General features: G+C 62.6%; 14 protein-coding genes. 4 read left to right on the top strand and 10 right to left on the bottom strand.

Translation table 11 applies throughout. The features are described from left to right. Window positions 1–91: 91 nt before the first annotated feature. Window positions 92–1,096 (bottom strand): BMP family lipoprotein, encoded by a 1,005-nt coding sequence (locus ACUXUR_RS10350; protein WP_445502266.1) that lies wholly within the window; start codon window positions 1,094–1,096, stop codon window positions 92–94. Between the two features lie 155 nt (window positions 1,097–1,251). Here ACUXUR_RS10350 and ACUXUR_RS10345 point away from each other — a divergent pair, with 155 nt between their 5' ends. Beyond that, complete coding sequence (locus tag ACUXUR_RS10345; RefSeq protein WP_445502265.1) at window positions 1,252–2,046, top strand: HesA/MoeB/ThiF family protein; 795 nt, start codon at window positions 1,252–1,254, stop codon at window positions 2,044–2,046. Between the two features lie 195 nt (window positions 2,047–2,241). Here the strand turns inward: ACUXUR_RS10345 and pheT are convergent, their stop codons facing one another. The 6 genes from pheT to ACUXUR_RS10315 form a co-directional block, all read right to left on the bottom strand. After that, entirely contained in the window at window positions 2,242–4,665 is a 2,424-nt protein-coding gene (gene pheT, locus ACUXUR_RS10340; protein WP_445502264.1) for a phenylalanine--tRNA ligase subunit beta, read from the bottom strand. A 15-nt stretch (window positions 4,666–4,680) separates the two neighbouring features. Continuing rightward, window positions 4,681–5,763 carry a phenylalanine--tRNA ligase subunit alpha gene (gene pheS / locus ACUXUR_RS10335; RefSeq protein WP_445502263.1) on the bottom strand — a complete coding sequence of 361 codons (1,083 nt, stop codon included), beginning with the start codon at window positions 5,761–5,763 and terminating at the stop codon, window positions 4,681–4,683. A 178-nt stretch (window positions 5,764–5,941) separates the two neighbouring features. Then, window positions 5,942–6,310, bottom strand: coding sequence for a 50S ribosomal protein L20 (rplT, locus tag ACUXUR_RS10330; RefSeq protein WP_047187696.1), 369 nt, complete (start codon window positions 6,308–6,310; stop codon window positions 5,942–5,944). A 42-nt stretch (window positions 6,311–6,352) separates the two neighbouring features. Further along, window positions 6,353–6,553 carry a 50S ribosomal protein L35 gene (gene rpmI, locus ACUXUR_RS10325; RefSeq protein ID WP_009494553.1) on the bottom strand — a complete coding sequence of 67 codons (201 nt, stop codon included), beginning with the start codon at window positions 6,551–6,553 and terminating at the stop codon, window positions 6,353–6,355. A 201-nt stretch (window positions 6,554–6,754) separates the two neighbouring features. Continuing rightward, window positions 6,755–7,285, bottom strand: coding sequence for a translation initiation factor IF-3 (infC, locus tag ACUXUR_RS10320; protein ID WP_445502262.1), 531 nt, complete (start codon window positions 7,283–7,285; stop codon window positions 6,755–6,757). A 130-nt stretch (window positions 7,286–7,415) separates the two neighbouring features. Further along, window positions 7,416–8,660, bottom strand: a complete 1,245-nt coding sequence (locus ACUXUR_RS10315) for a glycosyltransferase family 4 protein (RefSeq protein ID WP_445502261.1) — start codon at window positions 8,658–8,660, stop codon at window positions 7,416–7,418. A gap of 78 nt (window positions 8,661–8,738) precedes the next feature. On the opposite strand from ACUXUR_RS10315, the gene ACUXUR_RS10310 reads away from it, so the two are divergent. After that, window positions 8,739–9,500 carry an alpha/beta hydrolase gene (locus ACUXUR_RS10310; protein WP_445502260.1) on the top strand — a complete coding sequence of 254 codons (762 nt, stop codon included), beginning with the start codon at window positions 8,739–8,741 and terminating at the stop codon, window positions 9,498–9,500. A gap of 22 nt (window positions 9,501–9,522) precedes the next feature. Here the strand turns inward: ACUXUR_RS10310 and ACUXUR_RS10305 are convergent, their stop codons facing one another. Together ACUXUR_RS10305 and ACUXUR_RS10300 are read right to left on the bottom strand one after the other, a co-directional pair. Further along, window positions 9,523–9,789 (bottom strand): BQ00720 family protein, encoded by a 267-nt coding sequence (locus ACUXUR_RS10305; RefSeq protein WP_445502259.1) that lies wholly within the window; start codon window positions 9,787–9,789, stop codon window positions 9,523–9,525. 26 nt (window positions 9,790–9,815) lie between these two features. Further along, window positions 9,816–10,250, bottom strand: a complete 435-nt coding sequence (locus ACUXUR_RS10300) for an Hsp20 family protein (protein ID WP_047187701.1) — start codon at window positions 10,248–10,250, stop codon at window positions 9,816–9,818. A gap of 247 nt (window positions 10,251–10,497) precedes the next feature. Here ACUXUR_RS10300 and ACUXUR_RS10295 point away from each other — a divergent pair, with 247 nt between their 5' ends. After that, a complete protein-coding gene (locus ACUXUR_RS10295; RefSeq protein WP_445502258.1) occupies window positions 10,498–11,298 on the top strand; it encodes a class I SAM-dependent methyltransferase in 801 nt (266 codons plus the stop codon). Window positions 11,299–11,304: 6 nt separating this feature from the next. On the opposite strand, the gene argH is transcribed toward ACUXUR_RS10295, so the two are convergent. Next, window positions 11,305–12,705 carry an argininosuccinate lyase gene (gene argH / locus ACUXUR_RS10290; RefSeq protein WP_445502257.1) on the bottom strand — a complete coding sequence of 467 codons (1,401 nt, stop codon included), beginning with the start codon at window positions 12,703–12,705 and terminating at the stop codon, window positions 11,305–11,307. A 205-nt stretch (window positions 12,706–12,910) separates the two neighbouring features. On the opposite strand from argH, the gene ACUXUR_RS10285 reads away from it, so the two are divergent. Then, window positions 12,911–14,506 (top strand): ABC transporter substrate-binding protein, encoded by a 1,596-nt coding sequence (locus ACUXUR_RS10285; RefSeq protein ID WP_445502256.1) that lies wholly within the window; start codon window positions 12,911–12,913, stop codon window positions 14,504–14,506. Window positions 14,507–14,515 lie beyond the last annotated feature (9 nt).

The raw sequence follows: 14,515 nt of genomic DNA, 5'->3' as shown, positions 1-14,515 counted from the left end.
GCGGATCTTATCGGAAAAAGCACAAACCTAAAAACGGAAACGGCCGCAGGCCCTCTTTAAGAAAAGCCTGCGGCCGGATCGATGCGTCAGCTTACATCGGGCACTTGGAGTCCGACATGTAGTCGTGGACCTTGATGGCGCCGGACTTGATGTCGGCTGCGGCTTTGTCGGCTGCGGCCTTCATGTCGGCGGTCACGAGCGACTTGTTGTTGTCGTCGAGCGCCCACGCCACGCCGTCCTCGGCAAGACCGAGAACCGAAAGGCCGCCCTTGAAGGTGCCCTTCTTGGCCTGATCGAAGGCATTGTAGGTGGCGACATCCACGCGCTTGACCATGGAGGTCAGCACCTTGCCCGGATGCAGGGCGTTCTGGTTGGAGTCGACGCCAATGCCGAGCTTGCCGGCGTCAGCCGCAGCACGCAGCACGCCCACGCCCGTACCGCCGGCCGCATGATAGATCACGTCCGCGCCGCGGGAGATCTGGCCCTTGGCGAGCTCGCCGCCCTTCACCGGATCGTTCCAGGCGGCGCCCGTGGTGCCGGTCATGTTCTGGAAGACCTCGGCGTCCTTGTTGGCGTACTTGACGCCCTGGACGTAGCCGCAGGCGAACTTGCGGATGAGCGGGATGTCCATGCCACCGACGAAGCCGACCTTGCCGGTCTTCGAAGCCTTGGCGGCCAGGAGACCCACCAGGAACGAGCCTTCATGCTCCTTGAACACGATGGACTGCACGTTCGGCTTCTCGACGACGGCATCGATGATGGCGAATTTGGTGTTCGGGAATTCCTCGGCGACCTTCTTCAGGGCGGATTCCTGGCTGAAGCCGACGGCCACGATCGGCGAGAAGCCGTCACGGGCGAAGCGGCGCAGGGCCTGCTCGCGCTGAGCGTCGTTCTGCGGCTCGAAATCGCGGTAATCGGTGCCCGTGTCCTTCTTGAACTTCTCGGCACCCGTATGAACGCCTTCGTTGAAGGATTTGTCGAACTTGCCGCCCAGATCGTAGACGACGGCGGGCTTGAAGGCCGCCTGCTGCGCAAAGGCAGCCGTGGCGGAGAAGGCGAGGCCCGCGAGTGCGAGGCCGAGCTTGGTAACTGTCATCGGCATTGTTCCCTGTCTGACTCCGGATTGAGTGTCCGGTTGCCCCTTGACGATGGCACGGGAAGGGTCACAACGCCAAGGTATCTGTCAAGCCGAGATGTTATTTTCCTTCAGGGAATGGTTGATAGCTTGAGGCCTGACGTTAAGGTCACTCCATGCCCCTGACCCCAGACGAAATCGACCGCTATGCCCGTCACCTGGTCCTTCGGGACATGGGAGGCCCCGGGCAGCTGAAGCTCAAAGGTGCCCGTGTGCTCGTGATCGGAGCCGGAGGCCTTGGAGCGCCTCTGATCCAATATCTGGCCGCCGCCGGAATCGGTACCATCGGACTTGTGGACAGTGACGCGGTATCCCTCTCCAACCTGCAGCGGCAGGTAATCCATGGAACGCCCGATATCGGGACTCTCAAGGTTGAGAGCGCGGCCAAGGCCATCCTGCGTCTTAATCCTCACGTTACGGCAGAGCCTCATGACCTGCGGCTGACCGCTGAGAATGCCCGTGACCTGATCCGCCGCTATGACATCGTCGCCGAGGGCTCGGACAATTTCGAAACACGCTATGCGGTGTCGGATGCCTGCTTTTTCGAGAGGAAGCCGCTGGTCACGGCGGCGCTTGGCCAGTTCGACGGCTCGCTGACGACGATCAGAGCGCATGAAACCGGCCCTGACGGCAAACCCAACCCCACCTATCGCTGCCTGTTCCCCTCCTCGCCCCCGCCGGGCACCATTCCCACCTGCGCGGAAGCAGGCGTGCTCGGAGCGCTGGCAGGCGTGATGGGCAGTCTGATGGCGATGGAGGTGATCCGGGAGATCGTGGGCTTCGGAGAGAGCCTCGTCGGTCGGCTCCTGATGGTCGATGCACGCTCGATGCGTTTCGACACCATTCGTTACGGCTGGGATGAGAACAACCCGCTGAACGGCTCCGAGGCGGTGTCATTCCGGACGGCCTGAATCAATCCGAAGCGCGAACTGGATGAGAGACCCGCTTCGTCATGCCCGGCCTTGTGCCGGGTATCCACGCTTTTGAAGCGCGACGGCTCTCAAGACGTGATGGCCGGGTCAAGCCCGGCCATGACGGAAGAGTTTTCGCACCGTGTTCTGAGGGCGATCCCGGGTTTCGCTACGCTTGCCCGGGATGACCATCACTTATGACCGCAGCACCGCGCCGGTTTTCTTCGACACCTCGGCGACGATCTTGGCCGAAACGGCTTCGATCTCCACATCGGTCAGGGTTTTTTCCGTCGGCTGCAGGGTGACGGCGATGGCCACGGACTTCTTGTCCGGATCGATGCCGGTGCCCTCGTAGATGTCGAACACGTCGACACCCACGATCAGCTGACGCTCGGCACCTTGAGCCGCCTTCAGGATATCGCCTGCCGCCACGTCGCGGCCGACCACGAAGGCGAAGTCGCGGGTAAGCGGCTGGAAGTCGGGCAGGCTCAGCTTCGGCTTCATCTTGGTGGGCTTGGCCTTCGGCGGCACAAGCGCATTGAGATTGAGCTCGAAGGCTACCAGCGGGCCCTTCAGGTCGAGAGCCTTCAGGATCTTCGGGTGAACCTCGCCGAAAGCGCCGACGATGTTCTTCGGACCGAATTGCAGCGTGCCGGAACGACCGGGATGGAACCAGGCCGGGCCACCGGGGACGATCTGCAGACCGCCGGCCGGGATGCCGAGAGCCGCGAGCAGCGCCAGCACATCCGCCTTGGCGTCGAAGGCATCGACGCTCTGCGCGCCGCCATCCCAGTGACGGCCGACACCTTCGGCGCGGGCCGTGCCGCGACGCACGGCGGCGGCCTTGATCGACTGGCCTTCAGGCTCGTCAGACGCGAAGGTCTGGCCGACCTCGAAGAGCGCCACATCACTGAACCCGCGATCCGCATTGCGCTGGGCTGCCTTCAGCAGGCCCGGCAGCAGGCTCGGACGCATGTCGGAAAGCTCCGCCGCAATCGGGTTGGCGAGCGCAAGACGCGCATCACCACCGCCGAAGAGCTCGGCTTCTTGCTTCGAGATGAAGGACCAGGTGACAGCCTCCACCAAGCCGCGCACGGCGAGCGCACGACGCGCCAGACGCGTGCGCTTCTGGATGAGCGTGAGGATCGGCTTTGCGACAGCAGCTTCGAGGCGCGGCAGCGGCTGCGGCTCGATGCGGTCGACACCGGCAATGCGGATGACTTCCTCGACCAGATCCGCCTTGCCCTCGACATCGGGGCGCCAGGATGGCGGCGTGACATTCACGCGCTCGCCCGAACCCTGAACCTGGAATCCGAGCTTCTTCAGGATTGACTCGGATTCTGAAGGCTTCACATCAAGGCCCGACAAACGCGGCACCTCCGACCACGGGAACGCGATGACGCGCGTGGTGTCCGGAACCTGACCCGCAATGACAGCCTCCGTCGCCTCGCCGCCGCAGAGATCGATGACCATCCTGGTCGCGAGATCGAGACCCGGCACCGTGAAGGCCGGATCAACGCCGCGCTCGAAACGATAGCGCGCATCGGTGATGATGCTTAAGCGGCGGCCTGTCTGCGCGATGTTCAGCGGATCCCAGAGCGCGGATTCGATCAGCACGTCGGTGGTGCCTTCATCCGAGCCGGAATGCTCGCCACCCATGATGCCGGCGATGGATTCGACACCGTCCTCATCGGCGATCACCACGATGCCGGGATCGAGCTTGTAGGTGCGGCCGTCGAGCGCCAGCACCTCCTCGCCATCCTTCGCGCGGCGCACGGTGAGATTGCCCTTCACCTTCTTGGCGTCGAACACGTGCAGCGGACGGCCACGATCGAAGGTGATGTAATTGGTGATGTCGACGAGCGCGTTGATCGGGCGCAGCCCGATGGAGAGCAGACGACGCTGTATCCATTCCGGCGACGGACCGTTCTTCACACCGCGCACGAGGCGAAGCGCGAAGGTCGGGCAGAGATGCGCATCCTCAGGCGAGAAATCGAGCGTCACGGAAACCGGGCACGCGCCTTTGCCCTGAATGGCGGGGACATCACCGCCCTTCAGCGTGCCGAGACCAGCGGCCGCGAGATCGCGGGCGATGCCGAAGATCGAGGTGCAATCGGGCCGGTTGGGCGTGAGATTGATCTCGATCACCGGATCGTCGAGGCCTTCATAGGTGGCGTAAGCCACGCCCACCGGTGCATCAGCGGGAAGCTCGATGATGCCGTCGTGATCGTCGGAGATCTCGAGCTCCGCCGCCGAACACAGCATGCCCGCGCTCTCAACGCCGCGAATGGTGCCGATTCCGAGCGTGATGTTCTTGCCCGGAATGTAGGTGCCGGGGGGCGCGAACACGCTCTTCATGCCGGTGCGGGCATTCGGCGCGCCGCAGACGACCTGGATCGGCTTGCCTTCGCCCGTATCGACCATGCACACGCGCAGCCTGTCCGCATTCGGGTGCTGCTCGGCGGAGATCACATAGGCGATCGTGTAGGGCGCCAGCGTCTTCGCCTTGTCCTCCACGCCTTCGACCTCGAGGCCGATGCGCGTGAGCGTTTCCACGATCTCGTCGAGAGACGCCGTGGTGTCGAGATGATCCTTGAGCCAGGAGAGGGTGAATTTCATGGGTGCTCTCCTCCTTTACGCAGTCAGGCCGCTGACGAGGGACGGGATGTCGAGCGGGCGGAAACCGTAATGATTCAGCCAGCGCACATCCGCCTCGAAGAACGGACGCAGATCCGGCATGCCGTATTTCAGCATCGCAATGCGGTCGATGCCCATGCCCCAGGCGAAACCCTGATACTCGTCCGGATCGAGCCCGCAATTGCGAAGCACGTTCGGATGGACCATGCCGCAGCCGAGAATTTCGAGCCAATCGTCGCCCTCGCCAAAGCGGATCTCGCCGCCCTTGCGCGAGCACTGGATGTCGACCTCGGCGGACGGCTCCGTGAAGGGGAAGAAGGATGGGCGGAAGCGCATCTTCACCTGCTCGACCTCGAAGAAGGCCTTGCAGAACTCCTCGAGAATCCACTTCAGGTGCGCGATGTTGGCCTGCTTGTCGATGACGAGGCCTTCGACCTGGTGGAACATCGGCGTGTGGGTCTGGTCCGAGTCGTGACGATAGGTACGGCCCGGAATGATCACGCGGATCGGCGGCTTCTGCCCCGTCATCGTGCGGATCTGCACCGGCGAGGTATGCGTGCGCAGCACCTTGCGCTCGCCCTTCTCGTCGGGGGCGAGGAAGAAGGTGTCGTGCATCTCGCGGGCCGGGTGGCCTTCGGGGAAGTTGAGCGCCGTGAAGTTGAGATAATCTGTCTCGATATCCGGCCCCTCGGCGACGGAGAAACCCATATCGGCGAAGATCGCCGTCAGTTCCTCGATGACTTGGCTGATCGGATGGATGCGGCCGCGCGTTTCCGGCGCTTCAGGCACGGGCAGCGTCACGTCGATGCGCTCGGCGGCAAGACGCGCCTCGAGGGCGGCCTCGGCGAGCGTTTCCTTCTTCGCGGTGATTGCGGACTGCACCTTGTCGCGCAGGCCGTTGATGAGCGGGCCACGCTCCTTGCGCTCCTCGGGCGTCATGGCGCCGAGGGTTTTTAAAAGTTCGGAGACGGAGCCCTTCTTGCCGAGGGCGGAGACGCGCACGGCTTCGAGAGCCGCTTCGTCGCCGGCGGCTTCGACCTGAGAGATCAGGTCATGTTCGAGTTGATTGAGATCGGTCATCGGTCCCTTGCCAGATGCAAGCGCTTTGAGTGAGGCGCGGCGCGGGAACCGTCAAGTCGTCCGAGCCGCGTGATGGCAACCGACAGCTTAGATCAAGCCGTCAGCGCGGATGGTCTCGGAGAAGCGGGTAAAGGCGGTGCGGCTGAACACGCCAGCCGCACCGATGCCGAAGTCTGTCTTAGGCGGCCTGCTGCGGCAGGGCGGCCTTGGCGCGCTCCACGTAAGCCGCGAAAGCAGCCGGCTCGTGGATGGCCAGTTCGGACAGGACCTTGCGATCGACCTCGATCCCAGCCTTGCCGAGACCGTCGATAAATCGGGAATAGGTCAGGCCATGCAGGCGGACCGCAGCGTTGAGGCGCTGGATCCAGAGAGCGCGGAACGTGCGCTTCTTGTTGCGACGGTCGCGAGTGGCATATTGCATGCTCTTCTCGACCGCCTGCTTGGCGATGCGGATCGTGTTCTTGCGGCGACCGTAGAAGCCTTTGGCAGCCTTAAAAACCTTCTTGTGCTTGGCGTGGGCGGTAACGCCCCGTTTGACGCGGGCCATGGGAAAACTCCTTCAAAATCAGGGATGTGGTGGAAGACCGCCTTAGCCGTTCGGCAGGAAGTACTTCTTCACGTTATAGGCATCGCCCTCGAACAGCGTCGTGGTGCCGCGCAGATTGCGGATCTGCTTCTTGGTCCGCTTGATCATCCCGTGGCGCTTGCCGGCCTGGGCGTAAACGACCTTGCCGGTGCCAGTGATCTTGAAGCGCTTCTTAGCGCCCGATTTCGTCTTCAGCTTGGGCATTTGGCTCTCCTTTGGTCAGGCCTTTGGAGCGGCTTGAGACCGCCTTCAGGCCCAGTCTTGCTGCTGTGAGCAAAACGAACCGCCACGGCAGCCCTAACAGCCGGGCGGTTCGATGAAGGGCGGCTTATGACAGAAGCCCACCCAAAAAGCAATGGCCGCCGGAACTCCGACGGCCACGAATTTCGCTTGGAAAGGAATCCCTTAGCGCGGCGCGAGTACCATGACGACCTGGCGGCCCTCGAAGTTGGGCTCCTGCTCGACCTTGGCGAGATCGCCCACATCGGCCTTCACGCGCTCGAGCACTTTAAGGCCCAGATCCTGGTGCGCCATCTCGCGGCCGCGGAAGCGCAGGGTGATCTTCACCTTGTTGCCTTCCTCGAAGAAGCCCTTCATGGCTTTCATCTTGACGTCGTAATCGTGGTCGTCGATGCCCGGACGCAGCTTGATTTCCTTGACCTCGACGGTCTTCTGCTTCTTGCGCGCCTCGGCGGCCTTCTTCTGTTCCAGGAAGCGGAATTTGCCGTAATCGAGGATCTTGCAGACCGGGGGAGACGCGTTCGGCGAGATTTCCACCAGGTCGAGGCCAGCATCCTCCGCGATGCGCAACGCATCGAAGAAGGGCATCACACCCCGGTTCTGTCCGGTATCATCGATCAGCTGAACTTCGCGAACTCCGCGAATGTCTCGGTTGGCGCGCGGGCCTTCTTTTTGCGGCACCGGCAACGGTCTCATGGGACGGCGAATGGCTCTTATCTCCTGTTTGAGGGCTCAGTTGAGGGAGGGAGACCTTTTTCCAAAAGCCTCTGCATCATGCTCAACATTACCGAGAATGAACTGACATTTCGCGCAAAACAGCGGGAAGTCAACTTGTTCTGTTGGCTGACCAGCTATCCAGAAGCGCGGAATACACATTGAGGGTGCTCGAAACCATGCGTTCGAGCGAAAAATGCCGCTCCACATGGGCTCTCGCCCGGGTACCCAGAGCGATTCTGGCGCTGGCACCCAGGTTCAAAGCGGCCCCGACGGCTTCCGCCAGGGCATCGGCATCGCCTGCCGGCACCCGCCAGCCCGTCCGCTCCTGCGGCTGGACGGCGGGGGGCGCCAGAACCGTCTCCGGCACGGCTCCGAGATCTGAGACCACCACCGGCGTGCCCATGGCCTGGGCCTCCACCGCCGAGCGGCCGAAGGCCTCGGGCTCGGTCGAAGGCACCGTGACCACGGCAGCCGCCAGGAAGGCCGCCGGCATGTCAGTACAATGACCGACCCGGCGCACGATCCCCTTGAGGCGCTTGGCCTCGATCAGGCCATCGAGTTCCTTCATGTAGGAATCACGCCCCTGCGGATCGCCTGCGAGGATATAGGCGACGTCCGTCACGCCTCTATCGCGCAGCTTGGCGGCGGCCTCGATCAGGACCTTCTGGCCCTTCCAGCCCGTCAGGCGGGCAGCGAGCAGCACCACACGCTCATGGAGGGCGACATCCCAGGCCTGTCTTAAAGCCTCGATTCGCTCGGGCGCTACGGCCGAGGGCGAAAACTTCAGGAAATCCGTTCCCCGGTAGATCACTCCGATCCGGTCGGCGGTATGAGGATATTGCGAGCGGATCAGGTTGCTCGTGTATTGCGAATTCGCGATGACCACGTCACCCCGCGCCATGACCGAGTTGTAGAGCACCTTCACCGAAGAGCGGCCGGAATAACTGCCGTGATAGGTGGTGACGAACGGAATATGGAGGCTGCGGGCGGCGCCGAGCGCCACCCAGGCCGGGGCTCGGGACCGGGCATGGATCAGGGACACGCCCTCCCTGTGACAGATCCGGGCGAGCTTGCGTACATTGAGCAGCATGGAGAAGGGATTCTTCGTCGCTGCCGGAAAAGGAATCCAGATCCCGCCCTTGGCCTGAAGCTCGCCCACAAGGCGTCCGCCCTCGGTCGCCACCAGCGCCCGCGCGCCTGCATGGACGAGGCCCTCGGCGATGTCCACCGTGGTACGCTCCGCACCGCCGGCCTCAAGCTCCGGGACGATCTGCAGGATGGTCCGGCCTGCGAGGGGATGAATGTTGGATGACGGGAAAGCTGCTCCTCCGCCGGGTCGCGCTGAAAAACTCACCGATGTAAGAGCCTTCTCGAATAGGATGACAGAATCGTTTCAAACCCTTGCTTCAAAGCAGTTGAGGACAGGTTAACCATGCAGCAAAGCGTCACAGTCGGAGAAGGCGCCGATGAACGCAGGGTCGCCGTGCTCCATCGGGAGGGCATGGGCCCGCCGGTGGTCTGGATCGGCGGTTTCAAGTCCGACATGCGGGCGACCAAGGCGACGGCCATCGATTCCTGGGCCGAGCGGAAAGGTCGCGCGTTCCTGCGCTTCGACTATAGCGGCCATGGCGAATCCGGGGGTGACTTCGAACAGGGCACCATCTCCCGGTGGCTGGAGGAGGCGCTCGCCGTCATGGGACGGTTCCTCAAGAAGCGCCCCATCCTGGTGGGCTCCTCGATGGGAGGATGGATTTCCCTCCTCGCAGCGCGCCACCTGCTGGAAAAGCGCCCTTCCCTCGCACCGGTGGGCATCGTTCTCATCGCACCTGCCACCGACATGACGGAAAAGCTGATGTGGAGCCGTTTCCCGGCGGACATCCGGCGGACGGTCGAAGAGACCGGGGTCTATTACCGCCCCTCGGCCTACTCGGAGGATCCCTACCCGATCACCAGGAAGCTAATCGAGGACGGACGCCGCCACCTTCTTCTCGACAAGCCGATCCAGACCGGCTGCCCGGTCCATATCCTGCAGGGCATGGAAGACCCGGACGTGCCGTGGAGCCACGCACTCGAACTCGTGGAGCACCTGCCCGGCGACAATGTCTCGCTGACCCTCATCAAGGATGGGGATCATCGCCTGTCGCGGGACGAGGATCTGGAGCGGTTGATCGCGGCAATCGAGACGATTGCCTGAAGATGGGAGACTGAGGTGAGCCTTAATGCAGGCTCACCGTGGTCAGATCATGCGCCCAGGCATTGGCGACCGCCGCATCGCGGGAATCGGTCAGCACGATGGGCTCACCGCTGGCGGACAGAAGGGCGAAGAGATCCACCCCAGGCTGCAGCTTCGGAGCCTGCGGGAAGAGCCGCGCCACATCGTCGGAACGCAGCGGCTTCACATAGGCCATCTCGCCGAGGCCCAGATTAGCCAGCTCGGCCACATCCAGAGGTCGACCGGCATGATTGTTAGCATTGTGGTTCATGGCCATCTCCTTGATGCGGAATGCCGTCACACCTTGTCCGAGGCGATGATGTTGATCTTGCGGACGATCCGCTCCGGCTCGGGCCGGACCAGATCGATCGACAACAGGCCATTGGACAGATCGGCGCCCAGAACCTCCATGCCGTCGACAAGGAGGAAGGTGCGCTGGAACTGACGGGCGGCGATGCCGCGATGAAGGAAGTGCCTGGTCTTGTCGTCGGACTGACGTCCCCGGATGACGAGTTGGTTCTCTTCCAGGGTCACTTCCAGCTGATCCTGGGTAAAGCCAGCGACAGCCAGGGTGATGCGCAGACGCTCGGGAGCGCGCTCGGTGCGAGGCAAACGCTCGATATTATAGGGAGGGTATCCATCTCCGGCTGCTTTCGCGACTCGGTCGAGCGCCTGCTCGATCTCGTCGAAGCCCAAGAGAAACGGATGCCCGAACGGCGACTGACGCGACATGGTCGAAGCCCAAGGTTAGAGGCACTTCGGTTGATTGTAAGCCCGCTCATGCGGCACTCACGCAGCCCGTTGAGGGCCGCTGTCAGCAATATGGATATGGTTCCCAGACGGATCAAGACCCCTGCCAAGCCCCCTCGGCGGGGAACGCCAGAAGGGTAAACAGCCTCCGGCCCTACCCCGCAAGATACGTCATTCGGTTGCCCATTCTCGCTTATGATCTGGGCCACCGCCTGATAGGAGCGCCGGCATGACCGAATCCGTGAAGCCCCGCTGGGCCAGTGCCAATCTGTATGAGCCCTATGTCGGACGCTGGAGCCGATTGGTGGCCCGGGAATTCCTTGCCTGGCTGAATGCCCCGCCCGGTCTCGGCTGGCTCGATGTGGGCTGCGGAACCGGCGCCCTGACGGAAGCGATTGCCGCACGATGGGCTCCCAAACACCTGACCGGGATCGATGCCTCCGAGGGCTTTCTTGATTCCGCCCGCCAGCGGTTGCGGGATCATCCTGTCGAGCTGCGGCAGGGCGATGCGCAGAGCCTGCCTTTCCCGGATTCCGCGTTCGACCGCATCGTCTCCGGCCTCATGCTGAACTTCGTTCCGGACAAGGAGCGCGCGGGAGCAGAGATGGAGCGCGTGGCGCGATCTGGCGGCGAGGTGGCGCTTTATGTCTGGGACTATACCGGCGGCATGGAGATGATGCGCCGGTTCTGGGATGCGGCGGCAGATCTGAACCCGCAGGCCCGTGAACTGCAGGAAAACTGGCATGCAGCGTTCTGCCAGCCGGAGCCGCTCTACCAGCTTCTGGAAAAGGTGGGTTTGAGCCACATCGAGGTCCGCGCCATCGACGTGCCGACAATCTTCCGCGATTTCGACGATTACTGGACCCCGTTTCTTGGAGGCCAGTCGCCGGCGCCGGCCTATTGCATGTCGCTCACCGAAGAGGACCGCTCCAGCTTACGGGAAAGGCTGCGCGAAACCCTTCCCACGCAGCCGGATGGCAGTATTCACCTTACGGCCCGTGCCTGGGCGGCGAGGGGCCGCAAACGCTAGTTGGCCTCAGACTTGGCTGCGCCACCAGGCGACCTGCTCGGCCACGCGAACCGGAGAGGTGCCGCCGAAGCTCGTGCGGGAGCGGACGGAATTCTCGACACTCAGCACGTCATAGATGCCCTTGTGGATCTTCGGTTCAACCGCCTGCATCACCTCGAGCGGCAGCTCTTCGAGGCTGCAGCCGCGCTTTTCAGCCTCGGAAACGATGCGGCCCGTGACATGGTGGGCGTCGCGGAAAGGAATGTTGAGGCTGCGCACGAGCCAGTCGGCGAGGTCCGTGGCCGTGGAGAACCCGGCTCCGGCCACCGCCGCCATCCGTTCCGGCACGGGTTCCAGATCCTGGATCATCCCGGTGGTGGCGGCGAGCACGATCTCGAGGGTGTCGGCGGCGTCGAAGAGCGGCTCCTTGTCCTCCTGCGTGTCCTTCGCATAGGCGAGCGGCAGGCCCTTCATGACGGTGAGCAGCGAAACGAGCGAGCCGATCACGCGGCCGGTCTTACCGCGCACGAGCTCCGCCGCATCAGGATTCCGCTTCTGCGGCATCATGCTGGAGCCGGTGGTCCAGCGGTCGGGGAGCTTCACGAAGCCGAAGGGCGCCGACATCCAGATGATGATCTCTTCCGCAAGCCGCGACAGGTGCATGGCGCAGATCGAGGCGGCAGCCATGAATTCCAGCAGGCTGTCACGGTCGGACACGGTGTCGAGAGAGTTGCGGGTCGGACCGTCGAATCCCAGCGCTTTCGCCGTCATATGCCTGTCGATAGGGAAGGACGTGCCGGCAAGCGCACCTGCACCCAGCGGGCATTCGTTCAGGCGCTTGCGGGAATCGCGGAAACGGCTGCGGTCCCGGCCAAACATTTCCACATAGGCCATGAGATGATGACCGAAGGTTACCGGCTGGGCGCTCTGCAGATGGGTAAAGCCCGGCATCACGGTAGCCACATGGGCCTCCGCCTTGTCGAGCAGCGCCTTGATCAGGTTGGTGAGCTGCTCGTCAGTCCGGTCATGGGCCTCCCGCACCCAGAGGCGGGTATCGGTGGCGACCTGGTCGTTGCGGCTGCGGGCTGTATGGAGGCGCGCCGCCGGATCGCCGACGATCTCGCGAAGCCTGCTCTCCACGTTCATGTGGATGTCTTCCAGCGCCGTAGAAAAAGTGAAGTTGCCGGTTTCGATCTCGCCCAGGACCCGCTGTAGGCCCTGATGGATGGCATCCCGGTCGCTCTCCGCGATGATGCCCTGCTTGGCCAGCATGGCGCTATGGGCGATGGAGCCCTGGATATCCTGGGCATACAGGCGCTTGTCGAAGTCGATGGAGGCGTTGATCGCTTCCATGAGAGCGCTCGGGGAGGACGAGAACCGCCCGCCCCACATGGTATTGGCACCGGACTTCTTGGCTTCTTCGGACACTGTGCTTCACCCAGAATTTGAGGTCTGCAAGCCTTTGCCATAGGTCACGCGCCAAGGCAAAGCCGCAACGATGATGCATGTGCATTAAGCACATTGCGCAATGTTTGCCAGTTTAAAACCAGTTGGTAGACTCGACAGAGCCTGTGTGATTTGCATTCATACGGCTGCACAAGAGCGCATTTGAGCGCTGCAAGGGAACTGGCCCATGAAAATGCTACCGAAATTCCTCCTATCCGCTGCCCTGGTCGCCACGATGGCCACCTCGTTCAGCGCCGTTCAGGCCGCAACGCCTCCGGACACCCTGGTCCAGGCTTGGCAGATCGACGACATCATCTCGCTCGACCCTGCGGAAATCTTCGAGTTCAGCGCCTCGGAGCTCGCGGGCAACACCTATGAGCGCCTGATCAATTACGACGTTAAGGACGTCTCGAAGATCTACGGCGAGGTGGCCGAGTCCTGGACCGTCTCCGACGACGGCAAGACCTACACCTTCAAGATCCGCCAGAACAAGAAGTTCGCCTCGGGCAACCCGGTCACGGCCGAGGACGTGGTATTCTCGCTGCAGCGCGCCGTCCTCCTCGACAAGTCGCCCGCCTTCATCCTCGGCCAGTTCGGTTTCGACAAGAACAACGTAAAGGACAAGATCAAGCAGACCGGTCCTTACGAACTCACGATGGAAGTCGATAAGCCCTATGCTCCGACTTTCGTCCTCTACTGCCTGACCTCCACCGTCGCTTCCGTCGTCGACAAGAAGCTCGTGCTGCAGAACGAGAAGGATGGAGATCTCGGCTATAACTGGCTCAAGACGCATTACGCCGGTTCGGGCCCGTTCAGCATCCGCGACTGGAAGGCGAACGAAGTCGTCGTTCTGGAGCGCAATCCGAATTACGACAAGAAGGCTCCGCTCGCGCGCGTGATCTACCGCCACATCAAGGAGACGGCGACGCAGCGCCTGCTGCTCGAGAAAGGTGATGTCGATATCGCCCGCAACCTGAACCCGGAAGAGCTCACGGCTGTGTCCAAGAACCCGGACATCAAGATCGATTCCGCTCCCAAGGGAACGGTCTACTATCTCGGCCTCAATCAGAAGAACCCGAACCTGGCCAAGCCCGAAGTCCGCAAGGCTCTGAAGTATCTCGTCGATTACTCGGCCATCGCCGACACCATCATGAAGAGCAAGGGCGAAGTCCACCAGGCCTTCCTGCCCAAGGGCTATCTGGGGGCTATCAACGACAACCCTTACAAGCTCGATGTCGCCAAGGCGAAGGAATTGCTTGAAAAGGCTGGCCTGAAGGACGGCTTCACGGTCACGATGGATACCCGCTCCACCCCCGATGTTACGGGTATCGCCCAGGCCATCCAGTCGACCTTCGCTCAAGCCGGTGTGAAGCTCGAGCTCATTCCTGGCGACAACAAGCAGACCCTGACCAGGTATCGCGCCCGTCAGCACGATATCTATATCGGTCAGTGGGGCTCGGACTATCAGGATCCGAACTCCAACGCCGACACCTTTGCTGCGAACGACGACAACTCGGACAATGCCAAGGCAAAGCCGCTGGCATGGCGCAATGCCTGGGATCCGGGCCCGCTGACCGCCAAGACCCGCGCGGCCGTGATGGAGCGGGACGCCGAGAAGCGCGCTCAGATGTACAAGGAGCTGCAGCAGGCTGTGCTGGATGACGGCCCCTTCATCGTGTTCCTGCAGCAGATCGAAGTTGCCGCGGAGCGCAAGAATGTCGACGGCTTCGTCATGGGACCGTCCTTCGACACCAACAGCGTAGCACAAGCCAAGAAGAACTAATTTCTCAAT

Source organism: Microvirga medicaginis, from assembly GCF_052658925.1.
Note: the sequence above shows the minus strand (reverse complement) of the source record. Positions and strands in the feature narration are given on the sequence as shown.